A 26,355-nucleotide genomic window follows, 5' to 3' on the forward strand; every position below is an offset into this window, starting at 1 on the left:
ATGCAACCATGAAGCTCAATACCCAACTCTTGATCGACGGCCAGTTTGTCACCGGTGACGGTCCGGCCGAGCCCGTCCTCAACCCGGCCACCGGCGAACTCATCGCTTCGGTGCCCGAAGCCTCGTTCGAACAGGTAAGCAGGGCGGTCAACGGTGCCCAACGAGCCTTCGCCCAGTGGAGCCGCACCACACCTGCCCAGCGCAGCAACCTGCTGCTGCGCCTCGCGGATGCCATCGAACGTCACGCCGAGGAGTTCGCGGCGCTGGAGTCCCTCAACTGCGGCAAACCCTATCTGGCGGTACTGAACGACGAGCTGCCTGCCGTGGTGGACTGCTTCCGCTTCTTCGCGGGCGCGGCCCGCTGCCTGCAAGGGCCGCTCGCCGGAGAATACATCGAGGGACACACCAGCATGATCCGCCGGGATCCCGTCGGCGTGGTGGGCAGCATAGCCCCCTGGAACTATCCGCTGATGATGGCGGCCTGGAAGATGGCGCCGGTGCTCGCCGCCGGCAATACGGTGGTGCTCAAGCCTTCGGAGCAGACGCCGCTGACCGCCCTGCACCTCGCCGAGCTCGCCAGCGAGCTGTTTCCCCGTGGGGTCATCAACATCATCTGTGGCCGAGGTGAGAGTGTGGGTGCCCCGCTGGTGGAACACCCATTGGTGCGCATGGTGTCCCTCACCGGGGACATCGCCACCGGTCAGAAGATCCTGCAGAGCGCCGCCCGCACCATGAAGCGCACCCACTTGGAATTGGGTGGCAAAGCCCCCGTCATCATCTTCGATGACGCTGACCTGGAAGCCGTGGTGGCGGGCATTCGTACCTTCGGTTTCTACAACGCAGGCCAGGACTGCACCGCCGCCTGTCGTATCTATGCCCAGGGCAAGATCTATGACAAGTTCGTCGCCGCCATGACGGACGCCGTTGCCTCCATCAAGGTGGGAGGTCCCCACGAAGAGGGGGTGGAAATGGGCCCCCTCATCTCGGACCGCCAGCGCAACCGGGTCGCCAGCTTCGTGGAGCGGGCCCAGAGCAGCGGCCACGTGGAGGTAACCGCCGGCGGCAAGATCCACCCGGGCAACGGCTTCTTCTTCGAACCGACCCTGATCGTCGGTGCCCGCCAGGAGGATGAGATCGTACGGCGCGAGGTGTTCGGCCCCGTGGTGTCGGTGACCCGCTTCAACGATGCCGAACAGGTGGTGCAGTGGGCCAACGACTCGGACTATGGCCTCGCCTCCTCGGTCTGGACTCGGGATCTCGGCCTCGCCAGCAAGGTGGCGAGCCACCTGCAGTACGGCTGTACCTGGATCAACACCCACTTCATGCTCTGCTCGGAGATGCCCCACGGCGGTATGAAGATGTCAGGCTATGGCAAGGATCTCTCCCTCTACGCACTGGAGGACTACACGGTGCCGCGCCACATCATGGTCAAACTCTGAAAGCAGCGAGGCTGGCCCCTGGCCAGCATCGCTGCTACATCGAATCCCTATTGCCCCTTCAACCGTGCCATCCCTCTTCTTATGACAGTCGCCACAGCCAGTGGTGATCCAGGATCAACAGGCCGAACAGCAGCATCAGGTGATAAATGGAGAAGCGGAAGGTGCGCATCGCCTGAACCGAGGAGGTCGATCGCTTCAACAACCAGCCATGCCAGCAGAACCAGAGGTTCAGCCCCAGACTACCAACCAGATAGATGATCCCCGACATGCCGATGAGGTAAGGCAGCAGACAGATCAGGGTCAACATCAGCAGATAGAACAGGATGGCAGTCTTGGTGAACTCGATGCCATGGGTGACCGGCAGCATGGGGATCCTGGCGCTTGCATACTCATCCCGTCTGTGAATGGCCAGAGCCCAGAAATGAGGGGGAGTCCAGGCGAAGATGATCATCACCAGCAGCCAGGGCTCGGCCGAGAGCTGCCCGGTGATACTGGTCCAACCCAGCAGCGGTGGCATGGCCCCCGCCAGCCCGCCGATGACGATGTTCTGGGGAGTCGCCTTCTTCAGCAGCAGGGTGTAAACGATGGCATAACCAAACAGGCTGGCCAGGGTCAGCCAGGCGGTCAGCGGATTCACCCCGAGATAGAGCAAGCAAAAACCCGCAACCGCCAACCAGAGCGCGAAGATCATGGCCGTCCGCGTGCTGATCCGCCCCCTCGCCACTGGCCGCCAGCGCGTCCTGCGCATCTGGGTATCGATACCGCTCTCCAGACTGTGATTCATGGCCGCCGCCGACGACGCCAACAGCCCTATCCCCGCGAGCCCCAGCCCCATGTGCCCAAGGGAGGCCAACGTCGGCTCCGCCAGCAACATGCCGACCCAGGCCGTCAGCAGCAACAGGGCCACCACTCTCGGCTTGGTCAGCTGGTAATAATCTCGCAGCAACTGGAGATCGAAAAGCTGTACCAGCGACTTGTCGTTCATATCCAGCTCCTGAACACCACAGGCGACAACGAGGGGGACGTGGCGGCGTGGGAAAGACGCCGGCGAGCCAGCACACACACCACCAGAAGATGTGCACCCACCAGGTTGTGGGCGAGGGCATTGGCTAGAGGCAGGGCCAGATGCACATTGGTCAGGCCCAGGGCAATCTGTGTCAACAACTGAGTGAGAAGCAGCGCACCGAGCACTCTCAGAGGGGATCCATGGCGGATCAACGCGATGGCAAAACCGCCCACCAGCAGGGCCGTGGCCATCGCCCCCAGTCGGTGAGCGATGTGGATGGTCTGACGTGCCTCCTTGCTGAGTACGCCGAACTCATAGCTAGCATGGCCGAGCGGTAGATGAAAAGCCTCATCCCAGTCGAGCTGCTGCTGCCAACCCGAGTGGCACAGGGGCAGCTCGGCACAGGCCATGGCGGCATAGTTGGATGAGGTCCATCCCCCCAGGGCTATCTGGATCAAGAGCATGCCGCAGGCGAGATTGCCCAGCAGGGTCAGCCCCTGACCAAAGACCTCGACCCGGTTGTCGTATGTCAACTCGCTGCGATAGAGCCACAGCAGGGTCAGGATGGCAAAGCCGCCGAGCAGATGGGTTGTCACCACCAGGGGGTGTAATGCCAACGTCACCGTCCACATGCCAAGCAATGCCTGCCCGATCACCAGCAGGAGCAACCCGCTCGCGAGATGGCGCAGACGCCCCCCCTGCCGCCAGCTCAATACAAACAAGAGGGCGATGAGACAACCCAACATGCCGGCCAAGTAGCGATGCACCATCTCGCTGCGGGCCTTGTGAGGTACTAGCGGGGTATCTGGATAGAGCATGGCCGCCTGCTCGGCTTGAGCCGAATGAGGAATGGCCAGAGAGCCATAGCAACCGGGCCAATCTGGGCAGGCAAGGCCCGCATCGGTCAGCCGGGTATAGGCACCGAGCAGAATGACCAGCACGGCCAGGGCAATGGCGATAGAGGCGAGCCTCTTCTGTAGTTTCATTGCACGCCTCGCTGGTACTTGAGCAGTTGCTGCAAATCCGACAGCACCGCCTTGCCAAACAGAGGCCACTGCGTGCTGTTGTCCGGTACCTCGTAACGCAATATGGCCAGCCCCTGGGGGTCCACCAACATCAGCTCTCCCGCCTGCAACCCTTCACCGGATCCGAGGGATGTCAACCTGAGCGGCATCAACGCCAGCTTGTCCCCATTGCGCCCTAGGGCACTCTGTATCCGCGCCATCAGGATGGGAACCTGCTGGCACTGCGCCGCACAACGATCCGCCTCCAGATAGACCAGGCGCCACTGGCTCTGATGAGCCGAGAGTGGCGGCAGCAGATAAATTTCCCTCTTCAACCACTGCCCCTTGCTGCGGGTGCCGGCCTCATACCAGCCTTGGTGCAGGGTCAGCGCCGCCAGCAGCACGGGCAACAGGATCACCAATACAAAGGCGACCGGTACCTTCCATCTAGCCCATTCATTCATGATGAGACTCTCCTTGTCAGCACCAGCCCCCCCACCAGCATTACCACTGCCAGCCCCAACCATTGCAGTGCATAGGCTCTGTGCTTCTCAGGGGGCATGACGTTGTGCTGGTAGTGGTAGCGAAACGGGGAATGCTTTTGGTAAAAAACGGCATCGGCGAGGGGCAAGCCCGTCTCTTCACTCAGACTGACAGCCCTGACGGACTGGATCCGGTTCGGGTAGGGTCCGCCCTCTATGTTCTGGCCAAGTAACAGGCCACCCGGTCTGGTACGCAGCAGCCCATCCAGCTCCAGCAACGGCGGGATCACAGGGGCAGGCAACTGATCCCGGCTGGCTGGTGCCGCTATCCAACCCAGATTGACCAAGAGAAGAGGCCCCTTCGACGAAGAGGTACCAGCCAAGGCTGTATCGTCATTGGCGCGAACCGGGATGATGACGTCATAGCCGATTTCCCCCTCCACAGTCTGGTTATCCAGCAGCCAGACGTAGGGCCGAAACCAGGCCACTCGCCCACTCAGCACTGCGCCATCCAACTTGTCCAGTTCACGCCAGTCGAGCCGATCCAGCATCAGAGGTGCCACCTGCTGAGCCGCAGCCACCTGCTCCAACCACGCCTCTTTTTCTGCCGCCCGTTGCCATTGCCAGAGTGCCAACTTGCACAAACCAGCCGAGACACCCAGAGTGAATAACAGCACCAGCCAGCGTCGCCGATGGAGAGCCAGTTGCTTGTGCCATGTCGCCGCGTCACCCATATCACGAGGCCCCCACATGTTGATCAAAGTCGTGCTGGTATTCATGTTGCTGCTCATCATCGGACAGCTATTCCACGCTCTCTGGCTGATGATGACCACGGGACAAGCGGCCAGAAGGATGTCGGCTCCCCTGGGTAGGCGGGTATTCTTCTCCTTGCTAGTGGTCGCCATCCTGCTGTTCTCGCTGATGATGGGCTGGCTGGAACCCAATCCCCGTCCTTACTGAAACCGACCTCACAACAGGTAGACAAAGACAAAGAGGCAGAGCCAGACCACGTCAACGAAGTGCCAGTACCAAGCCGCGGCCTGAAAGGCGAAGTGGCGCTCGGGCGTGAAGTGATCCCTCAGCACGATGCGCAACCAGATGATCCCGAGGAACAGGGTACCCAGGGTGACGTGCAGGCCATGAAAGCCGGTCAGGATGAAGAAAGTATTGCCATAGATGCCCGAATCCAGACGCAGGCCCAGATCTCGATAGGCATGGACATACTCATAGCCCTGCAACCACAAGAAGCCTCCTCCCAGCAGCAATGTGGCAAGAAGCATCAACTTGAGACGAGTGCGACGTCCGCTCTCCAGCCCCGTATGAGCAAACAGCAGGGTCACGGAAGATGCCAGCAAGATCAGGGTGTTGATGAGCGGGATCCCGTGCCAGGGCATCGCCTGGGTGGTCGTGCCCCCCGGGGTCTTTAGCATGGGCCAGTGAGCCGAGAAGTCAGGCCACAGCAGTTGCGCCGTCATCGCCTTGTTGCCAGCCCCATCCAGCCAGGGCATGGCCAGCTGCCGCGCATAGAACAGCACCCCAAAGAAGGCCAGGAAGAACATCACCTCGGAGAAGATGAACCAGACCATGCCCTGTCTGAAGGATCTGTCCATCTGGGGACTGTAGAGTCCGGTCATGGACTCCTGAATGATGTGACGAAACCAGCCAAACAGCATGAAGACCAGCAGGGCCACGCCCCCGAGTATCAGATAACGCCCTATCCCCACCTGTTTGCTGGCGATCTCGTTGACCAGATGGCCAGCCCCGAAGGCCAGCAGGAACAGAGCCAAGGCTCCTATGATGGGCCAGCGGCTCTGTTCGGGGACATAGTAATTCTGGGTCACCTTGGTCATGGTCAATTCCTCTGTGCAATAGCCGGAGCCGGCTTGGACTCTGTGATGTCATAAAGCGAATAGGAGAGCGTGATGGTATTGATGTCATCGGGCAGGGCCGGGTCGATGTAAAACTTGAGGGGCATCAACTTGCTCTCTCCTGCCTTCAGCTCTTGGCGGTTGAAGCAGAAGCACTCCACCTTCTTGAGATAGGCGGCAGCCGTGCCCGGTGAGACCGATGGCACCGCCTGACCGACCATGGCGTCTTTTGTCGGATTGAATACCTTGAAGTTGATCTGCTTCATCTCGCCAGGTTTCACCGACAGGCGATCGGTTTCCCCGTTGAACTGCCAGGGCATCTGGGTATCGGCATGAGCCAGAAACTCGATTTGTATGGTTCGCTTGTCGTCGATCACGGCGCGCTCGGTCGTGGCAGGTTGCCCGGCCGTCTTGCCATTGAGTCCGGTGATCCTGCAAAAGACGTCATACAGGGGAACCAGAGCGAAGGCGAAAGCGAACATGAGAACGATGATCAGGGCCAGCTTTCTGAGCAGCGGTCCATGGTTGACCTGATTCATAACTCCTCCCTAGTGCTCATCCGGCCGGATCTCGGGCGGAACCTTGAAGCTGTGATAAGGCGGGGGAGATGTCAGGGTCCACTCCAGCCCCTCTGCCCCCTCCCACACCTGGCCAGTAGCCCGCTCTCCTCCTCTGATGCACTTGATCACGCCCCAGACGAAAAGCAACTGTGACAACCCGAAGGCAAAGCCCCCCAGGCTGATGAACATATTGAAGTCGGCAAACTGCAGGGCATAGTCAGGGATACGCCTGGGCATGCCCGCCAGCCCGACGAAGTGCATGGGGAAGAACAACATGTTCACCGAGATGAGGGAGCACCAGAAATGCCACTGCCCCAGCCGTTCGTCATACATCTGCCCGGTCCACTTCGGCAGCCAGTAGTAGGCAGCAGCCAGGATAGAAAAAACGGCGCCGGTCACCAGCACATAGTGAAAGTGAGCTACCACGAAGTAGGTGTCGTGATATTGGAAGTCTGCCGGCGTCATGGCCAGCATCAACCCCGAGAAGCCGCCTATGGTAAACAGGGTGATGAAGGCGATGGCAAACAACATGGGTGTCTCGAAGGTCAGGGAACCGCGCCACATGGTGGCTATCCAGTTGAACACCTTCACCCCGGTCGGCACCGCTATCAGCATGGTGGTGTACATGAAGAACAACTCGGCCACCACCGGCAGACCCGTGGTGAACATGTGGTGGGCCCATACCATGAAAGAGAGCAGGGCGATGCTGCTGGTGGCATAGACCATGGAGCGATAGCCGAACAGTTTCTTGCGGGAGAAAGTCGGGATGATGCTGGAGACGATCCCGAATGCCGGCAATATCATGATGTAGACCTCGGGATGACCGAAGAACCAGAAGATATGCTGGAACATCACGGGATCCCCTCCCCCCGCCGCATCGAAGAAGCTGGTGCCAAAATACTTGTCCGTCAGCACCATGGTCACCGCCGCCGCCAGCACCGGCATGACGGCAATAAGCAGGAACGCGGTGATGAGCCAGGTCCAGACAAACAGCGGCATCCTCATCCAGCCCATGCCCGGTGCCCGCAGGTTGAAGATGGTGACGATGACGTTGATGGCTCCCATGATGGAGGAGATCCCCATGATATGGATGGCGAACACGAACAGCGCCGTGCTGTTGCCGCTGTACTTGGTCGACAGGGGAGCATAGAAGGTCCAGCCCGAACTCGGCCCCCCTCCCTCCATGAACAGGCTCGACAGCAATATCAGGAAGGCAAACGGCAGGATCCAGAAGCTCCAGTTGTTCATCCTGGGCAAGGCCATGTCCGGGGCCCCAATCATCATGGGGATCAGCCAGTTGGCGAGGCCGGTGAAGGCCGGCATCACGGCGCCAAACACCATGATGAGGCCGTGTACCGTGGTCATCTGGTTGAAGAACAGGGGCTCGACCAGTTGCAAACCTGGCTGGAACAGCTCGGCCCGGATCACCATGGCCATGGCGCCACCGGTGAAGAACATGGTCAGCGCGAACAGCAGATAGAGGGTGCCGATATCCTTGTGATTCGTAGTGTATAGCCAGCGCCTCAGACCCGTCGCCGGCTGATGGGCGTGCTCACCGTGGGGGGTATCCATGATTCCATCACTCATGCCGACGCCTCACTTGTCCTGTTTCAAGATGGACTGCACCTCGGCAGCCTGAACCACGTCGCCGGTATTGTTGCCCCAGGCATTACGCTCGTAAGTCACCACCGCGGCTACTTCTTGCAGACTGAGCTGCTTGCCAAAGCCGAGCATGGCCGTCCCACTCTTGCCATGGAGCACCAGATCCAGATGATTGGCCCGGTTTTCAGCCATCGTGGTGACCTTGCTGCCCTTGAGGGCGGGGAAAATGCCGGGCAGCCCGGTTCCGGTCGGCTGGTGACAGGCGGCGCAGTGGCCGAGGAATACCTTCTCGCCGATCTCCATGGCCTGGGGCAGGGTCATGGTCTGACTCGCCAAGTCCTGCTGTTGCGCCTTGGCGGCGGCTTGCTCCCCTGCCGTCTTGGCAATCCAGCCATCAAACTCCTCGGCAGTTTTTGCCACCACGACGATGGGCATGAAGCCGTGATCCTTGCCGCACAGCTCGGCGCACTGGCCCCGGTAGGTGCCGGGTTTGTCGATCCGGGTCCAGGATTCATTGATGTAGCCTGGGTTGGCGTCCCGCTTCACCGCGAAGGCGGGAACCCACCAGGAGTGAATGACGTCGTCCGACGTCATCAGGAAGCGGATCTTTTTGCCGACGGGCAGCACCAGCGGCTGATCGACCTCCAGCAAGTAGTGGTCCCCCTTGGGCTGCTCACCCTTGACCTGCTTCCTGTCGGTCGCCAGCAGGGAGTAGAACTCCACCGGGTGCTCGAGATATTTGTAGTGCCACTTCCATTGGGAACCCGTGACCAGCACCGTCAGGTCAGCTTTCGAGGTGTCCTCCATCTTAAGCAGCGTCGAGGTGGCGGGCACCGCCATGGCCACCAGAATCAACACCGGGATGGCGGTCCATAACAGTTCGATACGGGTGCTTTCGTGGAATTGGGCCGCCTTGGCACCACGGGATTTTCGATGACGGATGATGGACCAGAGCATGGCACCGAACACCAGCAGGCCGATCAGGCAACAGATGTAGAAGATGGTCATGTGCAGGTCGTAGACCTGCTGGCTGATGGCGGTAGCACCGCGCGTCATGTTGAACGTCAGGTCGCCGGCAGATGCCGGGCCGCCAACGAGGCAGAACATCCATGGGCCATGGCTGGTTGCATTTTTTCCCACATTGCACTCCCTGTGCACGTTAGAAAAGATGGCAAACATTAACCAATGATAATGCTAACCACCTGAAAATAATGCAGTTATTAAAATCATCACCACCATCAAGTATTAGACCATATTCGGGAAAAGCCAAAATGATACGGGCCCATGGGAAACTCATCCGAGCAGTGATGCGGTGAAGAGATTCAATGCGAGGAACGAACGGGGATCATGGATATCAAGAGGGTCTGGACGAAATAGTGTCAGCCAACGGGAGCCGCTCTTTCACCCAGGGTTGTGCTGCTGCGCGATAGCTATCACTCGCCTGACCAATCAACAAGGGGCCCGCAGGTCCCTATCAGATATCTCGATAACGTTGCTGCTCAAACATCAGACTGGCTGCCGATGTAGATAGACAGGGTGGTTTTCACCCCGCCTTGGCGTTCTCACCCAGCAGGCGAGCCAGCAGGTTGCGCAATGTCTTGATGATCGCGGGTTTGCCAGCCAGCCCCAGAGTCTTGGCCAGCCCATCCCAGGGGGCATACTGCCAGATGGTCGCGATAAGCAGACGCCGCTCACCCGGCTCCAGTCCACCCAGGGCCTGTATCTGGCCCATCAGCCAGCGCTGCAGGCTGGGCTGGCACAGCTCGAACGGCTTGTGATGGTGAGCAAAGCACTCCAGCTCCTCGCGCTGGAACTCATCCAATGCGGCAACCCTGACGACATCCTCGTGCAAACATTGCCAGACGAGCTCGGGATCCAGCGCTTTGAGCTCCCCCGCCAGCAGGGTCGGCAACTGTTGTACGAATCGCTGACGCCATTGGGCCAACTCGGGCTCCCACTCCGCTTTCAGTGCCTTGAGCAACAGGGCTGCATGACAGCCGCTGGCGGCATCCCGTTGCAGACCGATGCGCAAGGTCTTGAGTCCTGCCTTTTGCCAGAACGGCAGCAGATCCGCGCTGGCGGAGAAGGCTGACCCCAGGTAGTCGACGCCCAGAGCCCGATAATGCGCCTCCAGCTTTCCCAGCAGCACGGAGCCCAATCCATGGCGATGCAGGCTCGGATGGATGGCGATACGCATCACCCTGGCGTAGCCGCGCTCCCCCGCCGTCGTGAATCCGGCATGTGCCAGCAGCGACTGGGGCAGCAGATGACCTCGGGGACGTCGCCGCCCCGCCCAGATATCGCGAGCCAAGGCAGGGGCTATCTTGCCCTCGCGCACCACCAGCGCCACACCGAGCAAACTCTGACCCTGCTCCAGCAGATGGATGTCGAGATCCGGGCTCTCCAGCAGGTATCGCAGATCGCTCGGGGTCGTCTGGTAGTGGGCCAGCACCAGCAGGCCGAATACCTGCCCGAGCAGCACGTCATCCACGGCCAGATTCTCCTGCCCAATCAACCGCCACTCTGGCGCCGTCGGCTGGGGTGGCACCGGGACATCCGTATCGAGACCAAGCAGGCGGAACACCAGGGGCTCCAGCGGATCGTGCCGGCTCCAGCGAATAGGCTCGCTCAGGTGCAGCTCCTGCCAACCCGGGGCTTGCGCATCCAGAATGCGCTTGAAGCGCAGGTGAAAACCGCGTCCGGTTCCCTCATAGCCATGTTCCGTGGTGGCGAAGACGATGCGGCTGTGGCGGACCAGCATGGCCTCCAGCAGCGGGGTCGGAATGGCGGCAGCTTCGTCCACCAGCAGCAGATCCGGCTGCAGATCTTCGTGCACCAGCCGATCCGGCGACACATAAACTAACCCCGTCAGTTCTGCCTCACAGACGGGCAGCCCGGCCCTGGCGTGAGCGAAGAGGGTGGCAACAGTCCCCTGTGAGGGGGCCGTCACCACTATCTTCAAATCCGGATGCTGACGCAGCAAATCGGCGGCGGCGAGCCCCAGCACGGCGCTCTTGCCCCGCCCCCTGTCAGCACTCAGCACCAAGGGGCGGCGGCGGTGACCGTGGAGCATCCTGTGGATGGCAGACAAGGCATGATCCTGGTCCTTGCTCAGCGGACGCTCCTGCCCCAGCGGCTGCCAGCAAATGTTTTTGCCAACAGAGGCAAGTGAAGTAGCAGGATATGCTGCCAGAAGCCGCACCAGGCGGGCAATAAAACCATGACCCGCCTTGCTCGCCTCCTCCGGCTGGGCAACCAGCCGCAACCTGTCCGGATCCCCATAGGCGGGCCACCGTTCCCTCGGGGGTGTCAGCAGCAGCAGCAAGCCACCGGCACGCAGGGTCCCCGCCAAGGCGCCAAAAGCATCGGAGTGAAAACCGCTGAAAGCATTGAAAACGAGCGTGTCGCACTCCTGGCCTAGCCGTTGCAGCGCCTTGGTGGCCGGCATCGGTGCATGGCAGGCAGGCCCATCACCCAGCCAGAAGACAACCTCTCCCAGCCAGGGTTCGGTCCGGTCGATGCAATCGGCCTCCTCTCCCTCAAGCCAGATCAGGCGCCGCTCGCCACAAAGCGCGAGGGTGCGGCGTAGCTCGCTTACCTCTGATGGGCTCATGAGGCGGCCGGATCACCGCGCTTGACGCGAGGCTCGAACATCTTCTCCCCCATCTGATCGATGAAGGTATGGGCCTTTTGCACCATGAAACGCTCGGCATCCGCCGGGTTGACGAACAGATCGGAGCGGATGAACCTGTGAGTCAGCACCTCCCCATCCACCTCCCTGGTGATGCGTCCGGCCAGGCGATACTGCCCTCCTTCCGCCATGGGCTCGGGATAGATGAGATAACCGGCGTACTCGGTCGGAGTCACCTCGACAGCAGGGGCCGGCTGGCTGTTGAACAGGGCACTGAACAGTTTCTTGAGCATCATCGTCTCCTTTCTGATGGCCGCATTGTCCCCAAGGGGAGAATGGCTGGCAAGCGAGGGATCTTATTACCAATCGGTATTTGCACTACGAACCATTCTCATTTAGATTTCCTCTCATTCCAGTATGAGGTCAGTAATATGTACGTGTGTTTGTGCCGCGGCATCACAGATACCCAGATCCGCAAGGCGGTGCAGACAGGCAAGACCGAATTCAGACAGCTGAAAGAGTCGCTGGAAGTGGGTGCCCAATGTGGCAAGTGTGTACGCATGGCCATGGAGATCATCGCCACCGAACGCAGCAAGATAGAATCGGATCAGGCCCCGCTCTACTACGAAGTGGCTTGATACCTGATTTCTCCCCTCTCTGATCCGTCAGCCGGATCCCTATGCCCTCAGGCGAGTGAAATCGCCGGTTCTTCTATTGTCACTTTTCTGGACTAAGCTCTAGTGATCGCTGCCACTGGCACGAACATAAGGAGTAATGTCGATGAAAGGAGATCCCAAGATCATTGCCCACCTCAACAAGGTGCTGGCCAATGAGTTGGTGGCCATCAACCAGTATTTCCTCCATGCCCGCATCTATGATGACTGGGGCCTCAAGGGTCTTGGGCACAAGGAATACCACGAGTCCATCGATGAGATGAAACATGCCGACGAACTGGTCAAGCGGGTACTGTTTCTGGAAGGACTGCCCAATTTGCAAGACCTGGGCAAGCTGCGCATCGGTGAGACGGTCGACGAGATGTTGCGTTGCGATCTCTCGCTGGAGATGGATGCCATCCCCGACCTGAAGGTGGCCATCACCTATGCCGAATCTGTCCATGACTACGTCAGCCGTGACCTGTTCCAGAAGATCCTGGAAGACGAAGAGGATCATGTGGACTGGCTGGAGACCCAGCTTGATCTCATCGATCGCATCGGTCTGGAAAACTACCAGCAATCCCAGCTGCACTCGGAGTCATCCTGAAGTGGAGATGGCATGACGCCGCGTCCCAACCCGCTTCGGCGGGTTTTTTCTCGCCTGTATCAGCACGGAAGACATACCCCCAACGCAGCGGACAGGGCCATCATTGCGCGGCCTGCTGCTGGCAATACGTCGATATCCCTGGTCGCAAGCGTCGAGAAGATCACAGTTACGGTGCACGGCAAGACAGCGGGCGCCGCTTTCGATTAGGATACAGCCCTATTCCCATCACTTTGCTACGGATGATCCCATGGAACTGATCGCACGTGAGATGGCGCCCCACAAACGGGTAGCCCTGGTGGCTCACGACAACATGAAGGCCCCCTTGCTGAACTGGGTGCTGAGACGCAAGGAGGAGCTCAAGCTCCACCATCTCTATGCGACCGGCACCACCGGCACCCTGCTCGGCAAGCAGGCACAACTGCCCATCACCTGCCTCTTCTCCGGCCCCATGGGCGGCGATCAGCAGCTCGGCGCCCTGATTGCCGAAGGCAAGATCGACGTGATGATCTTCTTCTGGGATCCCCTCAACGCCGCCGCTCACGATCCGGACGTGAAGGCCCTGCTGCGCCTCGCGGCGGTGTGGAACATTCCGGTCGCCACCAACGAAGCGACCGCGGACTTCATCATGGACAGCCCGCACATGCAGCGCGCCTTCAGCGTGCAGGTGCCGGACTACGCCGGCTATCTCAAGGCAAGAACCGAGTAAGCGCCCCAGACAGCAAAAAGCCGGACAGTGTCCGGCTTTTTTATTCAGGATGCGTGAAACTCAGCGCTGGAAGCTCTTCTGGGCGAACTTGGGTCTGGCATTCATGATCTGCTCCACCTGCTCGTCGCTCATCTTGCCGCGAGACAACCCCAGCACCTTGTAGGTGAGCAGCGGCCGTGCCGGCAGCGCGATCATCAGGGCGCGGATCTGGTTCTCGTCATCCTTTTCCCGCACCGGCTTGCCATAGGCATAGGTCAGCACCCCGGCATCCATCAGATTTTTGACGGCGGGCTCGGTGATCGGCAGGTTTATGACGCTCTTGCGCTGCAATACGAACTCGCGCAGTACCGCCTTCTCGTTGAAGTCGAGGAAGCCGATCATCTGGGCCAGTTGATCCTGTTGGCGGCGGGACTGCCACTCGTCACAGGCCCACTCCCAGAAGATCAGGAAACCCTGGCTGCAGAAATAGGAGATGGCGATCAGCATGCCGACTCCGAGCCAGGCCGCATGGGCCGTGGCCCACTGGCTGACGGCTCCCTTCATCAATCCCGCCGGGAACAGCAGGATGATGCTGCAGCAGAGCAGCAGCCAGACCATGAGCCAGTTGAGGCGGTTCAGCTGATAGAAATGTTGGATCCACCGTTTCATCGTTCATCCTTCCCAGAGCATTGTGGACAGTGGTCTATCCATAGCAATGACTGTGCCAAGGCTTGGAGAATGAAAACGGGAGGCCTGAGCCTCCCGTTGAGTGCATCTGATAAGGTGCGCTTAGAACTCCTGGAACCAGCGCTGGATCTGCTTGGGATCCTTGCTCTGGGTCAGGGAGAGCATCAGCAGGATGCGCGCCTTCTGCGGATTCAGGGTGCCGGCGGCCACGAAGCCGTACTTGGCATCGTCGATCTCCGCATCCAGGGTAGTCGCGCCGGTCGGCACGCGGGCGGAGCGCACCACCCGGATGCCGTCCTCGCTCGCCTTGGCCAGGGTATCGAACAGGGTGTGATAGAGGTTGCCGTTGCCCACCCCGGCGCTGACGATGCCGTCAAACTTGGCGTCCACCATGGCTTTGGCGGGCAGGTCGGTGGCATTGGCGTAGTTGTAGACGATGCCGACCTGGGGCAGCTTGTCGAGCTTGCTCACGTCGAACGGGGTCTTGCTGGTGTGCAGGCGGGTCGGGCTGCGCTGGTAGTCGATCTTGCCGTTATGGATATAACCGAGCGGGCCGAAGTTCGGGGCGGCAAAGGTCTGCACCCCGGTGGTATTGGTCTTGGTGACGTCACGGGCATCCAGCACGGTATCGTTCATGGCGACCATGACGCCACGCCCCCTGGAGCTTGGGTCCGAGGCGGTGACCACAGCGTTGTAGAGGTTCAGCGGACCGTCGGCACTCATGGCGGTGGAGGGACGCATGGCGCCGACCAGCACCACCGGCTTGTCACTCTTGACGGTGAGGTTCAGGAAGTAGGCGGTCTCTTCCATGGTATCGGTGCCGTGGGTGATGACAATGCCATCCACATCATCCTTGGCCAGCAGCTCGTTCACCCGCTTGGCGAGCTTGAGCCACACCTCGTCGTTCATGTCCTGGGAGCCGATCTTCACCACCTGCTCCCCCTGCACCTCTGCCACGTTCTTCATCTCGGGCACGGCGGCGATCAGAGTCTCGATGGCCACCTTGCCAGCCTCGTAGTTGGACTGGGTGGCAGACTGGCCCGCCCCGGCGATGGTGCCACCGGTCGCCAGTATGTGCACGCTGGGCAGGGCCATGGCCAGGGGTGAAAGGGTCAGGCCGAGTACGGCGGCGAGCAGGGTCTTGCGGATAGGGAGGGTCATGCTGCAATCCTTCTGATGGGTTGATTGCAGCATTTTTATGCTTTTTAAAACGGATTTAAGTGATCATTCTCACCAATAAAAACAAGTAAACAGAATATTGGTCTGTTTTATACCTATATAGCGTTAGTTCACTCTGCCGAGAAACCCTTGGCCTCGATCAGCGCGATGATCTCGGCCTTGCTGAGGGTGCTCTCCACCACGGCCTTGCTGCTGTCGAAGTCGACCTTGGCCTGCGTTACCGCGCTCTGGGCCAGCAGGGCTTTTTGCAGGCTGGCGGCGCAACCGCCACAGGACATGCCGGATACGGTGAGTTCAATAGCCATATTCTCTCTCCTCTCGTGAATGTGATCCCAGCCTAAAGCTGCCGCCAGCGGCAAGGTCAAGCGTCAGCGCGCGACTACGGATTCACGCACCAGCAGGCGGCCGTGGAACTTCAACTGCTCGTCGGCGGGGAGCAGGCGCTGGGCCAGCTGGGCCTGCAGCAGACGCACGCACTCCTGCGCCAGACGCTCGCTCGGGTACTCGATACAGGTGAGCGGCGGTGTCAGCTGATCCGCCAGCGGGGATCCCTCCAGGCTCATCACGGAAACGTCCTGCGGAATGCTGAGGTTGAACTCTCGCAGCAGGCGCATGGCATCGGCGGCCAGGGTATCGCGCTGCACGATGAGTGCAGTGAAAGGCAGATAGCGGTTGAGCAGACCGAGCAGGGCTTGCTGGTTGCCGGTGCCATCGATCACCAACTGGCTGTTGTAGGGCAGAGACTGCTGTTGCAGCGCCTGCTGATAGCCCTGGATGGCATGCTTTCCGGCGGGAGAGTGTTTGTCATCGAGCATCAGCACCAGCTGACGATGTCCCTTGCCGAGCAGGAAACGGCAGGCGCTCTCGGTGGCGAAAGTCAGGTCATAGCCGAGATTGAGGTTGTCCGAATCGGTGACACCATCGAGCTGGATCAGTCGCTCATCCGCTTGCAGCGCCTCTTTGGCACCGATCACCAGCACGCCGTCACAGCGGCCTCCCAGCAGCTCGTCGACCGCCTGCTGCTGTTGGGACAGCCCTTCGGCGAAACGCACCAGCATGCTCTTGCCAGCCTCAGTGAGAAATCCGTCGATCAGGGGCAACATGCTGGCCAGATGACCGCCCAACTGGGGCGAGAGGATGACGCCGATGCAGTCGGTCGCCTGGGTGGCGAGGGAGCGAGCGGTCGCATTGGGGCGAAAGTTCAGTTGCTCCGCCGCCTGCAACACGGCCAGCCGACTCTCTTCACGCACCCCGCGCGAACCGCTCAGGACACGGGAAACGGTGGCTTTTGATACATTCGCAAGGCGCGAGACATCGGTAATATTGGCCATGGCTTCATCAACGGTAACCGGTTAACAGGTTTCCATCCTAGCACAAACCGACGCCAGCCGGTAAGGGTTGCCTCGTTGCACCAACGGAAAAGGGGAGCCTGGGCTCCCCTCTGTCACGCAGGCTTGTTATCAGAAGTAGTATTTGAAACGCACCCGGCCACCGTAGCGGTCCATGTTGTCCACCTCGCCGCTGTCGACGTTCAGTTGCGACCAGTAGGCCCCCAGATAGATGTCGAAGTTGCTGAGATCCAGCACGCTGGGGATCTTGTAGGAGGCATAGACGGTGTTGATGGTGTGCTTGCCGATCATCTTGCTGAAGTCGGCGCTGGTGTTGTTCAAGTTGGCGTTCGTGATGTCGTTGATGGCATAGATGTAGCCCAGACCCGCGTTGTACCAGACGAGGTTGGCACCCAAAGTGGTATCGGTTTCATCTTCGGCGTCCATGCGGGCCGCACTGGCGTTGATGACCAGGGCATCCTGAGTCCAGCTGGTGGTGATGCCGTAGCCCAGACGATCGGAGACGGAGACGTCGTCACTGGTGACGATGGCGTCATTGATCACGTTGCCTTCGGCCCCCAGTGCCACCTTCAAATTCTGCCCCTTCCAGGCGATGACGGGACGCACCATGATGGAGTCCTTGGCCTTGGTCAGCTCGTAGCCGTGGTACTGCTGACCGGCGAACAGGTTGGTCCTGTCCCCGATCAGGGTAGAGAGTTCCAGATACCAGTTGCCCGTCTCCTTGTTGAGCAGCAGTTGCCCCCCCTTGCTGGCCCGGCCGCGCCCTTCCTTGAGCATATAGACGTAGCCATTGCCATCGACGTAGAGATCGTTGGCGCTGTCGCCGGAGTGTTCTACAAAGATGTCCTGTCCCAGCGGGAACATGTCATAGGCCTCGAAGCGGCCGACCTTCATGCCCCAGTTGTTGCGCTGACCGAAGCCGAGGTACGCATCGTCGGCGCCGGCACCACCATTGGTGCCTATGGTCGGCTGGATCTGGATCTGGCCATAACGCCCATCTTCCAGCTCCCGCACACCAAGGAAATTCAGCAACAGACGGCCGTCCTCATCCCAGCGATCATCCCGGGTCTCGCTGGTCTGGCCCAGCACGTTGTTGCGGTTGGTGTTGGAGGCGTTGAGGTTGATCTCGGCATCCCCTCCCAGGCTCAGGCGCCCGAAGTCCGTGTTGGTTTCCACCACGGCACAGGCCATGAAGGGAGTGCCCAGGGCCAGGATGGCCAGCAGTTGGACGGACAGGTTTGTCAGTTTCATTATTATCATTCCTTGAGTTTTATGAATTTGATTTATAAGTGTTTCTTTATTTGTCTCTCCGCAGAGAGGGCAAATTCGGGCATGCCTTTCCCCCATCGCGAGGCAATGTGAGGCAAGGAACATGGGTAGTGCGGGTGAGCGCCTTGGCCCGTCCCCGCGTCTTAATTCATGGCGAACATGGGCGTCTTCCCCCGCCAGGGATCAGATGGACCAGGTCGCGACCTCTTCGCTGCAACTGGGCAACCAGGCGGCGCCGCGCACGCCGCTGCTGTCCCCATAACGGGCGGGCAGCAATCGGGTGATGCAGCTGTCCGAGAACAGATAAGGCGCCAGGGCCGCGGGCAGATCCCGATAAAGGGCATCCAGGTTGGAGAGGCCGCCGCCAAACACGATGACGTCCGGATCCAGCACGTTGATCAGGCTGGCCACGCTGCGGCCGAGGGCACCGATGAAGTGCCGGTAGTGGGCCTGGGCCTCCGGATTGTCCAGAGCCGCTGCCGCCATGATCTCCGGGGTGCTCATGCTCACCCCATAGGCCTGGTTGAAGCGGGCGCTGAAACCGGTACCAGAGATGAACCGCTCGATGCAGTTGTCGCGGCCGCAATAACAGGTCTGGGTGGGGCCATCCAGAGCCGGGTCGTAACCGGGCAAGGGATTGTGACCCCACTCCCCCGTGATGGCATTGGGGCCGACGATGAGCTGACGGTTGACCACCAGACCACCGCCGCAACCGGTGCCGAGTATGATGCCAAACACCAGCCGCCCCGCCTCCCCGGCTCCGTCGACCGCCTCCGACAGGGTGAAGCAGTCGGCGTCATTGGCGATGGCAACCGGCTGGCCCAGCGCCACAGTCAGATCCCCCTTGAGATCCTGACCATTCAGGAACAGGCAGTTGGCATTCTTGATACGACCCGTGTGGGGATCCATGGCCCCAGGCAACCCGATGCCGATGCTGAAGGGGCGATCCAGCTCCTGGCGTATGCCTTCCACCCACTGCGTGATGGTGACGAGGAATTCACCATAGCCACTGGTCGGGGTGGCGATGCGCTTGCGCAGCAGGCTCACCCCCTGACCATCGAGCAGTTGTGCCTCTATCTTGGTGCCCCCGATGTCGAGTCCGAGTCGCAACATGATGATCTCCCTCAGGCGGCCAGCTTGCGGTGCAGCTCGATGAGCTCGGTGACCAGCTCCCGGGCCAGCATGGCGGTCATCAGGTGATCCTGGGCGTGTACCAGGATCAACTTGACCGGGATCTTGCCCTCCCCCTCGTCCGCCTCGATCAGCCGGGTCTGCACCGCATGGGCTGCGTTGGCGGCTTCGGCGGCCTGACGCAGCAGATCGTCGGCCTCGCTAAACTGGCCGGCCCTGGCCTGGCGCAATGCCTCGAAACAGAGGCTGCGGCTCATGCCGGCGTTGATGATGAGACCCATGACTGTCTCTTCCAGATCGAACATATGTACTCCTTGATGAGGGCCGACCCCGTGGCAGACAATCAGTTGAAGCCGTTTTCGCGCGCGGCGGTAGCGAACCACTCCCCGCTCTTCTTGATACGGCGAGTCTGGCTACCCAGCTCCAGTTCGATGAAGCCGTAGCGGTTCTTGTAGGCATTGCTCCAGGACCAGTTGTCGATGAAGGTCCAGAGGTGATAGCCCAGGCACTGGCAGCCCTCCTCCAGCCCCTTGTGCAGCCAGATGAGGTGATCCCGAATGAAGCCGATACGGTAGTCATCCTGGATCTGGCCATCCTCGCCCTTGAACTTGGCCTCCCCCTCGACTCCCATGCCGTTCTCCGAGATGTAACTCGGGATGTTGCCGTAGTGGTCGCGCAGGTTGGTGAGGATGTCGTAGATGCCTTGTTCGTAGATCTCCCAGCCCCGATGCGGGTTCATCTTGCGACCCGGCATCTCGTAATGGTCGAAGAACCACTCGGGCATGAAGGGGCTGGCAGGATTGACCGCGTTGCTGCGTGCCTTGACCCGGCGCGGCTGGTAATAGTTGACCCCGAGCAAATCAATCTTGCCGGCAGCCAGCAGGGCCTTGTCCCCCGGCTCGCAGGCTGGCAGCTGGTCATGCTCCGCGAGCAGGGCCACCAGCTCAGCCGGGTATTCCCCCTTGACCGCCGGATCCAGGAAGCTGCGGTTGAACAGCAGATCCGCGATGTTGGCCGCCTTCAGATCCGCCGGGTGCTGCGAGCGTGGATAGGAGGGGGTGAGGTTCAGGATGATGCCTATCTGGCCATCCTGACCGAGGATGCGGTAACGCTGCACCGCCGCGGCATGGGCCAGCATGGTGTGGTAGGCCACGGTGGCGGCGCGGCGAAAATCCACCACGTTCGGGTAGTGGAAGTCGTAGAGATACCCCCCCTCCACCGGCACGATCGGTTCGTTGAAGGTGAACCAGTGTTTGACCTTGTGACCGAACAGCCGGAAGCAGGTGTCGGCGAACTCGGCGTAGGCAGCGACCACCTCCCGGCTCTCCCAGCCCCCCAGTTCCTGCATGCTCATGGGCATGTCGAAGTGGAACAGGCAGATGAAGGGCTCTATCCCTTGCGCCGCCAGTTCATCGAGCATGGCGTCGTAGAAGGCGACGGCCTGCGGATTCGGTTCACCGCGCCCGGCGGGGATCAGCCGTGACCAGGCGATGGAGGTGCGGAAACTGTTGTGACCAAGCTGCTTCAACAGGCCAATGTCATCGCGAAAATGCTCATAGAAACCGGATGTCTGCGCCGGCCCAATCTGCTGATGGAAACGGTTGGGGGATTGCTCGAACCAGTGATCCCAGATGGTGGGTGCCTTGCCATCTTGCTGGCTGGCGCCTTCCGCCTGGGCGGCGGAGGAGGCACTGCCCCACCAGAACTGTTCAGGAAAACGGTATTGCATCTCGTGTTACTCCAGGCTTTGAAAAAAGAGGCCGCCAGGCGGCCCCAGCAGGCAATCAACGGCTGGCAACGGCCGCCAGTGTCGGTTCTTTCGAGTCAGTCTGTTCTTCCTGCTTGAGCAGGGTGCGCTCATAGGCTTTCAGGAAGGGGTAATACATGGCCGCGGCGGAGCACATGCACAGCAGGCTCAGGATCATGGGGCTGATGGCCCAGTTGGCGGCCCAGGAGGCACCGATGGGGCCCGGTGTGGTCCAGGGAGTAAGCGACACCACCCGCTCGACCAGGCCCAAGTCCAGGGCAAACCAGGCCAGGGTGGCGTTGATCATGGGCACCAGGATGAAGGGCAGGAAGAAGACCGGGTTCATGACGATGGGGGCGCCGAACAGTATGGGTTCGTTGATGTTGAACAGACCCGGTACCACACCCATCTTGCCGATGGATCTCAGGTGCGCCGCCTTGCTGCGCAGCAGCAGGAAGGCCAGCGGCAGAGTGGAACCGACACCGCCGATCAGCAGATAGTGATCCCAGAAGCCCTGCAGGAAGATGTGGGGCAGCGCCTCACCCGCCGCCATGGCGGCCTGGTTGTTGGCGAGGTTCGCCATCCAGAACGGGTTCATGATGCCGGTGACGATCAGGGCGCCGTGGATCCCGGCGAACCAGAGGATCTGGCACACCAGCACGGCCAGCAGCATGGCAGGCAATGAATCCGATGCCGCCACCAGCGGCTTGACCAGGGACATGATGGCTTCCGGCAAGATCATGCCGGTAGTCCCTTCCAATATCAGGTTGAGGGGATGCAGGGTCAGGATGATCACCAGCACCGGGATCAGCACTTCGAAGGAGCGAGCGACACCGGTCGGCACCTGGGGTGGCAGCTTGATGGTGATGTTGTTGCGCTTGAGGAAGGCATAGACCTCGGCCGCATAGATGGCGGTGATCAGGGCCGTGAAGATCCCCTGGCCGGAGAAGTACTGCATGGAGATGGCGCCATCCTTGACCGGCGCGGCCACCAGCATGAAGGACATCAGGCAGAGCAGACCCGTGGTGACCGGATCCAGTCCGTTCTGACGGGCCAGGCTGGCCCCTATCCCCACCGAGATGAACAGGGTCATCAGTCCCATGCTCAGCTGGAACGGCAGCAGCAACTGGGGTTGATAAGTGGCCGAGAAATCGAGCCAGGCGCGGGCGAAGCCCCACTGGGTCTGGGGCGAGAAGGGGGGAAAGATGAATACCAGCATGAAGCTGCCGACGATCATGAAGGGCAAGGCGGCGATGAAGCCATCACGGATGGCCTGCACATATTTCTGCTGACCAATCCGCCCGGCCAGGGGGCTGACCCGGTTTTCGATGGTACTGACAAAGCGTTCGTAAAGGGTGTTCATGAAGGTTTCCTTGTGACTGTCACTGGTTTGGGTCTGCTCATCAGCCGATCAGGGCGAGGGCGTGGTCGAGGACCTTGTCACCCCGCTGCATGCCGTAATCCATCATGTTGATGGTCTCGACCGGTACGCCGTGAGCGGCAGCCCGCTGCTGCAACTCGGCCAGCATGTATTTGACCTGGGGTCCCAGCAGCACCACCTGGTAATGGGGCATCTGCAGATCGAACTCCGCCGCTCCAAAGGCCTGTATCTCGGCGCTCAATCCCCGCTTGTCCGCTTCCTCTTTCATCTTCTTGACCAGCAGGCTGGTAGACATGCCCGAGGAGCAGCACAACATGATTTTTTTCATTTCCCGATTCTCCAGACGTTCATAACGGACGATGCATTCTTGATCGAACGGATTTGATTTGGAAACCGGTTTCCATTTCAAATCCATTGATGTGTGAGCGGGATCGGCAATTTCCGGTAAAAAGCGGTGGGAAGTGTGAGCGACCTAATGAAATGGCAAAATGGTTGCGGATATTACGGAAACAAAAACCCAAAGCCGTCAATATGGAGCCCAAGCCCCATGACAAAAAGGGGCAATGGACACACAAGGGACGGAAAACAACCTGATGAATCTGCAATGGATGGCAATGCTGGTCGGCATGATCGAGCAACGCATGGTACCGTTTGCCAATTGGCTGACACGCAGTCGCCATGTGCTCTCGCTACGAGATGGTTTCCAACTGGCGATGCCCTTCGTCATCGTCGGCAGCCTGCTGGTGCCGATCCTGTTTCCACCCATCTCCCCCGATACCCCGCACGCACTCGGGCAGTGGCTGCACTGGCTGTCGCGAGCGCTGCATCCCTTCCTGTTTCCGGTCTATTCCCACACCCTGGGGCTGGTGGCGCTGATCATTGCCTTCGGCTCGGCCTCCAGCCTCGCCAAGGCCTATGAGATGCCGGAGCGGCTGTGTGGTCTGGGGGGCTGCATGGCGTTTCTGATGCTGATCGACTTTCGTTCGCTGCAACCCGGGGTGTTTGGCTATCTGGGAGGAGCCGGGATCTTCACGGCCTTGCTGATGGCCTTCTACTCGGTGGAGGTGACGCGCTTCTTCTATCGCCGTGGCTGGTATATCCACATGCCGGAGGAGGTACCGGTGATGACCCGCCGCGGCTTCCAGCTGATCGTGCCACTGCTGTTCATCATGCTTTCGCTGAGCCTGCTGCGGCTCTGGTTGCAGCAGCAGTTCGGTATCAGCCTGCCAGACTTCATGGCCTCCCTGTTCCGACCCCTGATCGTGGGGGCCGACACCCTGCCGGCCCTGTTGATCACCCTGCTCATCGCGCACCTGCTCTGGTTCATGGGGATCCACGGCGCCCTGATCGTCACCGGTTTGCTGTCACCGTTCTGGATGGCCGGGGTGAGCGCCAACCAGGCGGCTCTGATGGCGGGCGAGCCCCTGCCCCACATCTTCCTGCAGGGTTTCTGGGACTATTACCTGTTGATCGGTGGCATAGGCACCACGCTGCCGTTGGTGTTCATGGCCATGCGCAGCCGCTGCCACTCCATTCAGTCGGTGGGCAAACTGGGCTTCATTCCCTCCATGTTCAACATCAACGAGCCCCTGCTGTTTGGCTTCCCCATCATAATGAACCCCTTGTTTTTCCTGCCCTTCATCAGCGTGCCCCTGATCAACGCCGTGATCGCCTGGCAGTTGACCCAGTGGGGTTTCCTCGACAGGTTCATCGCCCTGCTGCCCTGGTCCATGCCCTCTCCCCTCGGCGCCGCCTGGGCGGCCAACGGCAGCTGGAACAACGGTCTGATGAGCCTGGTCTGCATCCTCAACAGTTATGTGCTCTATCGCCCCTTCTTCCTAGCCCACGAGAAGATGGTGCTGGAGCAGGAGCGCGAGCGGCTGGGATAAGAGGGTTGCCCGGTATATCAACGCAATCTCTGGCAGATACCACCCAAAGAGCCTTGGGAGTCGAGGGTGGTGACGAAATGGGCGACCAGCTCGCCCCTTACCCCATCAATCCCAGGTAGTTCATCAGTGCCGCCCCCAGGCTGGTACTCACCAGCGAGCCCAGGGTGGTGGTGGCGATGATGTTGGCGGCGAGCACGCTGTCGCCCCCCATGGCGCGGGTCATCACATAGCTGGCGGCCGCCGTCGGGGTGGAACTGATGAGGAACAGGATGCCGAGGGCCTGGGGGCTGAAACCGAGCGCCCAGGCCCCCAGCACCAGCAGCACGGGAATGCAGAACAGCCGGTTGGCAGTGGCCCAGCCGGTCAGGCCGGCCCCGCCACGCAGGGCTTTGAGATTGAGGCTGGCGCCGGTGCAGAGCAGGGCCAGCGGCAACGTCATGTTGGCAAAGTAGTTGCCGGTGCTGATAACCAGCTGGGGCAGCTCGATGCCGAGCAGGCCGAAGGGCAGCGCCGAGACGATGGCGATGATCAGCGGGTTTTTGACTATCCCCTTGAGGATGGGCTTGATCCCCCGCCCTCCCCCCAGACTGCGGGTCAGGGTGATGACGGCCAAAATGTTATAGAGCACGGTCACCGCCCCCACCAGCAAGGCCGCGGCCCCTATCCCCTCCGGGCCGTAGGCGTTTTGCACATAGGCCAGCCCCATGATCCCCATGTTGCCGCGAAAACTGCCCTGCACGAAGATGCCTCTGAGCTTCTGCTCGCTGATGAAGCGGGATGCCAGCAGTTCGAGGATCAGGAAGCCGGCGAGGGTTCCCAGCAAACCGTAGAGGATGAGCCAGGGGCTAGGCATGGTGGAGAAATCCGTGCGCACCATGCTGAGAAACAGCAGGGCCGGCAGGGTGACCTGAAACACCAGACGGGAGGCGGACTCGACGAAGCTGTCTGGCAGTAGTCCCAGCCGTTTGAGCCAGATACCGAGTACCAGCACCATGCAGATGGGGCCCGTGATGGAGAGGGAGAAGTGCAGACTTGCCAACAGATCCATGATGCGCGTCCTGTGCGTAGCGAGCGGCAGGCCGTCGCCGAAATGGAGAGGGGAGCGGCCATTCTAACGCCATGGGCTTGTATTCACAGGGGTTTGTCACAACAATACGGACAATTCCCTCCCGAGCACCCGATATGGAAAAGAAACTGACCATCCTCGACATCGCCCGCCTGTCGGGTGTCGGCAAGTCGACCGTCTCCCGGGTGCTCAATCAGGATCCCAAGGTGAAACCCCAGACCCGGGAGAAGGTCGAGCAGATCATCGCCCAGCACGGCTTCGTGCCAAGCAAATCGGCGCGCGCCATGCGCAGCCAGAGTCAGCAGGTGGTGGGCATCATCGTCTCCCGTCTCGATTCGAGCTCCGAGAATCAGGCGGTGCGCGGCATGCTGGAGACCCTCTACGCCCGTGGCTACGACGCCGTGTTGATGGAGAGCAAGTTCTCTCCCGCCAAGGTGAGCGAACACCTGGCGGTGCTGGCGCGGCGCGAGGTGGACGGCATCATCCTGTTTGCCTTCAACGATCTCGACTACGACGCCATGATCCCGTACCGGGAGAAGCTGGTGCTGGTGGCACGAGAATTTACAGGATTTTCCTCTGTCTGCTTCGACGATGCCGGCGCGGTGTGCACCATGCTGGCCCAGCTGGCCCGGTATGGCGCCCGTGACATCGCCTATCTCGGGGTGGACGTGTCGGATCTCACCACCGGCCAGCGCCGGCTCGACGCCTATCTCGCCCACTGCCAAGAGCAGGGATTGACGCCCCGCCATGCCCTCGGGGATCTCAGCCTGCAGAGCGGCTATCGGCTGGCGGCCGAGCTGCTCACTCCCAGCACCCAGGCCCTGGTCTGCGCCAGCGACACCCTCGCCATGGGGGCGGCCAAATACCTGCAGGAGCAGGGTCGGGGCGAGGTGCTGGTCACCGGCCTTGGCAACAACCCCCTGCTTGGTTTTCTGTTCCCCAACGCCCTCAGCCTGGATCTCGGCTACAAGGGAGCCGGCGAGCAGGCCGCCCGCCAACTGCTCGGCCAGATAGAGCAGGGCCTGCCCCCCCAGGCCAGCATCGCCCCCAGCCGGTTGCCGTGACCCCCATCACGACCCATTGAGTGAAAATCACCCGTTTTGTGAGATCATCCACGAAA

28 protein-coding genes are annotated in these 26,355 nt (G+C 60.6%); 7 read left to right on the top strand and 21 right to left on the bottom strand.

The window, feature by feature from the left end; translation table 11 throughout:
- The first annotated feature begins 8 nt into the window (after window positions 1-8).
- A complete protein-coding gene (locus ACW5W7_RS11840) occupies window positions 9-1,439 on the top strand; it encodes a gamma-aminobutyraldehyde dehydrogenase (protein WP_456501839.1) in 1,431 nt (476 codons plus the stop codon).
- Between the two features lie 79 nt (window positions 1,440-1,518).
- Here ACW5W7_RS11840 and cyoE read toward each other — a convergent pair whose 3' ends face one another.
- From cyoE to ACW5W7_RS11860, 4 genes are read right to left on the bottom strand one after another with little or no spacing between them, the layout of a single operon-like run.
- Complete coding sequence (gene cyoE, locus ACW5W7_RS11845; protein ID WP_456501840.1) at window positions 1,519-2,424, bottom strand: heme o synthase; 906 nt, start codon at window positions 2,422-2,424, stop codon at window positions 1,519-1,521.
- Window positions 2,421-3,431, bottom strand: coding sequence for a COX15/CtaA family protein (locus ACW5W7_RS11850; RefSeq protein ID WP_456501841.1), 1,011 nt, complete (start codon window positions 3,429-3,431; stop codon window positions 2,421-2,423). Before ACW5W7_RS11850 ends, cyoE begins: the two co-directional genes overlap by 4 nt.
- A complete protein-coding gene (locus ACW5W7_RS11855; RefSeq protein ID WP_349920876.1) occupies window positions 3,428-3,913 on the bottom strand; it encodes a hypothetical protein in 486 nt (161 codons plus the stop codon). Before ACW5W7_RS11855 ends, ACW5W7_RS11850 begins: the two co-directional genes overlap by 4 nt.
- Complete coding sequence (locus tag ACW5W7_RS11860; protein ID WP_456501842.1) at window positions 3,910-4,665, bottom strand: SURF1 family protein; 756 nt, start codon at window positions 4,663-4,665, stop codon at window positions 3,910-3,912. The genes ACW5W7_RS11855 and ACW5W7_RS11860 overlap by 4 nt, the downstream gene beginning before the upstream one ends.
- A 16-nt stretch (window positions 4,666-4,681) precedes the next feature.
- Between ACW5W7_RS11860 and ACW5W7_RS11865 the strand changes: the two genes are divergently transcribed.
- Window positions 4,682-4,891, top strand: coding sequence for a DUF2909 domain-containing protein (locus ACW5W7_RS11865; RefSeq protein WP_456501843.1), 210 nt, complete (start codon window positions 4,682-4,684; stop codon window positions 4,889-4,891).
- An 8-nt stretch (window positions 4,892-4,899) separates the two neighbouring features.
- On the opposite strand, the gene ACW5W7_RS11870 is transcribed toward ACW5W7_RS11865, so the two are convergent.
- The 6 genes from ACW5W7_RS11870 to ACW5W7_RS11895 form a co-directional block, all read right to left on the bottom strand.
- Window positions 4,900-5,781, bottom strand: coding sequence for a cytochrome c oxidase subunit 3 (locus ACW5W7_RS11870; protein WP_456501844.1), 882 nt, complete (start codon window positions 5,779-5,781; stop codon window positions 4,900-4,902).
- Window positions 5,782-5,783: 2 nt separating this feature from the next.
- Window positions 5,784-6,338, bottom strand: a complete 555-nt coding sequence (locus ACW5W7_RS11875; RefSeq protein WP_456501845.1) for a cytochrome c oxidase assembly protein — start codon at window positions 6,336-6,338, stop codon at window positions 5,784-5,786.
- A gap of 9 nt (window positions 6,339-6,347) precedes the next feature.
- Window positions 6,348-7,946 carry a cytochrome c oxidase subunit I gene (gene ctaD, locus ACW5W7_RS11880; protein WP_456501846.1) on the bottom strand — a complete coding sequence of 533 codons (1,599 nt, stop codon included), beginning with the start codon at window positions 7,944-7,946 and terminating at the stop codon, window positions 6,348-6,350.
- Between the two features lie 9 nt (window positions 7,947-7,955).
- Window positions 7,956-9,068, bottom strand: a complete 1,113-nt coding sequence (gene coxB, locus ACW5W7_RS11885; protein WP_456501847.1) for a cytochrome c oxidase subunit II — start codon at window positions 9,066-9,068, stop codon at window positions 7,956-7,958.
- Between the two features lie 436 nt (window positions 9,069-9,504).
- A complete protein-coding gene (locus tag ACW5W7_RS11890) occupies window positions 9,505-11,574 on the bottom strand; it encodes a tRNA(Met) cytidine acetyltransferase TmcA (RefSeq protein WP_456501848.1) in 2,070 nt (689 codons plus the stop codon).
- Complete coding sequence (locus ACW5W7_RS11895) at window positions 11,571-11,885, bottom strand: HlyU family transcriptional regulator (protein WP_456501849.1); 315 nt, start codon at window positions 11,883-11,885, stop codon at window positions 11,571-11,573. Before ACW5W7_RS11895 ends, ACW5W7_RS11890 begins: the two co-directional genes overlap by 4 nt.
- A gap of 138 nt (window positions 11,886-12,023) precedes the next feature.
- Here ACW5W7_RS11895 and ACW5W7_RS11900 point away from each other — a divergent pair, with 138 nt between their 5' ends.
- From ACW5W7_RS11900 to ACW5W7_RS11910, 3 genes are all read left to right on the top strand, one after another.
- Window positions 12,024-12,230, top strand: a complete 207-nt coding sequence (locus tag ACW5W7_RS11900; RefSeq protein ID WP_349920867.1) for a bacterioferritin-associated ferredoxin — start codon at window positions 12,024-12,026, stop codon at window positions 12,228-12,230.
- A 142-nt stretch (window positions 12,231-12,372) separates the two neighbouring features.
- Entirely contained in the window at window positions 12,373-12,852 is a 480-nt protein-coding gene (gene bfr / locus ACW5W7_RS11905) for a bacterioferritin (protein ID WP_349920866.1), read from the top strand.
- 247 nt (window positions 12,853-13,099) lie between these two features.
- Window positions 13,100-13,558: a methylglyoxal synthase gene (locus ACW5W7_RS11910; protein ID WP_349920865.1), complete on the top strand. Its 459-nt coding sequence runs from the start codon at window positions 13,100-13,102 to the stop codon at window positions 13,556-13,558.
- A gap of 60 nt (window positions 13,559-13,618) precedes the next feature.
- On the opposite strand, the gene ACW5W7_RS11915 is transcribed toward ACW5W7_RS11910, so the two are convergent.
- The 10 genes from ACW5W7_RS11915 to ACW5W7_RS11960 all read right to left on the bottom strand — a co-directional run bounded on the left by ACW5W7_RS11915 (window position 13,619) and on the right by ACW5W7_RS11960 (window position 22,608).
- A complete protein-coding gene (locus ACW5W7_RS11915; protein WP_349920864.1) occupies window positions 13,619-14,206 on the bottom strand; it encodes a superinfection exclusion B family protein in 588 nt (195 codons plus the stop codon).
- Between the two features lie 120 nt (window positions 14,207-14,326).
- Window positions 14,327-15,385, bottom strand: coding sequence for an L-asparaginase 2 (ansB, locus tag ACW5W7_RS11920; RefSeq protein ID WP_456501850.1), 1,059 nt, complete (start codon window positions 15,383-15,385; stop codon window positions 14,327-14,329).
- A 128-nt stretch (window positions 15,386-15,513) separates the two neighbouring features.
- Complete coding sequence (locus ACW5W7_RS11925; protein WP_434665422.1) at window positions 15,514-15,708, bottom strand: cation transporter; 195 nt, start codon at window positions 15,706-15,708, stop codon at window positions 15,514-15,516.
- Window positions 15,709-15,771: 63 nt separating this feature from the next.
- Entirely contained in the window at window positions 15,772-16,734 is a 963-nt protein-coding gene (locus ACW5W7_RS11930) for a LacI family DNA-binding transcriptional regulator (protein WP_456501851.1), read from the bottom strand.
- A 129-nt stretch (window positions 16,735-16,863) separates the two neighbouring features.
- Window positions 16,864-18,003: a carbohydrate porin gene (locus ACW5W7_RS11935; RefSeq protein WP_456501852.1), complete on the bottom strand. Its 1,140-nt coding sequence runs from the start codon at window positions 18,001-18,003 to the stop codon at window positions 16,864-16,866.
- A gap of 201 nt (window positions 18,004-18,204) precedes the next feature.
- The gene (locus ACW5W7_RS11940) at window positions 18,205-19,134 is read right to left on the bottom strand and encodes an ROK family protein (RefSeq protein WP_456501853.1); all 930 of its coding nucleotides are present in this window, start codon (window positions 19,132-19,134) and stop codon (window positions 18,205-18,207) included.
- Between the two features lie 11 nt (window positions 19,135-19,145).
- On the bottom strand, window positions 19,146-19,457 hold the full coding sequence (gene chbA, locus ACW5W7_RS11945) for a PTS N,N'-diacetylchitobiose transporter subunit IIA (protein ID WP_456501854.1): 312 nt from the start codon (window positions 19,455-19,457) through the stop codon (window positions 19,146-19,148).
- A 38-nt stretch (window positions 19,458-19,495) separates the two neighbouring features.
- Window positions 19,496-20,881 (bottom strand): glycoside hydrolase family 1 protein, encoded by a 1,386-nt coding sequence (locus ACW5W7_RS11950; RefSeq protein WP_456501855.1) that lies wholly within the window; start codon window positions 20,879-20,881, stop codon window positions 19,496-19,498.
- 55 nt (window positions 20,882-20,936) lie between these two features.
- Window positions 20,937-22,262 (bottom strand): PTS sugar transporter subunit IIC, encoded by a 1,326-nt coding sequence (locus ACW5W7_RS11955; protein ID WP_456501856.1) that lies wholly within the window; start codon window positions 22,260-22,262, stop codon window positions 20,937-20,939.
- A 40-nt stretch (window positions 22,263-22,302) separates the two neighbouring features.
- A complete protein-coding gene (locus ACW5W7_RS11960; RefSeq protein WP_349920856.1) occupies window positions 22,303-22,608 on the bottom strand; it encodes a PTS sugar transporter subunit IIB in 306 nt (101 codons plus the stop codon).
- 265 nt (window positions 22,609-22,873) lie between these two features.
- Here ACW5W7_RS11960 and ACW5W7_RS11965 point away from each other — a divergent pair, with 265 nt between their 5' ends.
- On the top strand, window positions 22,874-24,169 hold the full coding sequence (locus ACW5W7_RS11965; protein WP_456501857.1) for a PTS sugar transporter subunit IIC: 1,296 nt from the start codon (window positions 22,874-22,876) through the stop codon (window positions 24,167-24,169).
- A gap of 97 nt (window positions 24,170-24,266) precedes the next feature.
- Here ACW5W7_RS11965 and ACW5W7_RS11970 read toward each other — a convergent pair whose 3' ends face one another.
- On the bottom strand, window positions 24,267-25,217 hold the full coding sequence (locus tag ACW5W7_RS11970; protein ID WP_349920854.1) for an AEC family transporter: 951 nt from the start codon (window positions 25,215-25,217) through the stop codon (window positions 24,267-24,269).
- 134 nt (window positions 25,218-25,351) lie between these two features.
- Between ACW5W7_RS11970 and treR the strand changes: the two genes are divergently transcribed.
- Window positions 25,352-26,299 (top strand): trehalose operon repressor TreR, encoded by a 948-nt coding sequence (gene treR / locus ACW5W7_RS11975; RefSeq protein ID WP_456501858.1) that lies wholly within the window; start codon window positions 25,352-25,354, stop codon window positions 26,297-26,299.
- Window positions 26,300-26,355 lie beyond the last annotated feature (56 nt).

Source organism: Aeromonas intestinalis (assembly GCF_054052485.1).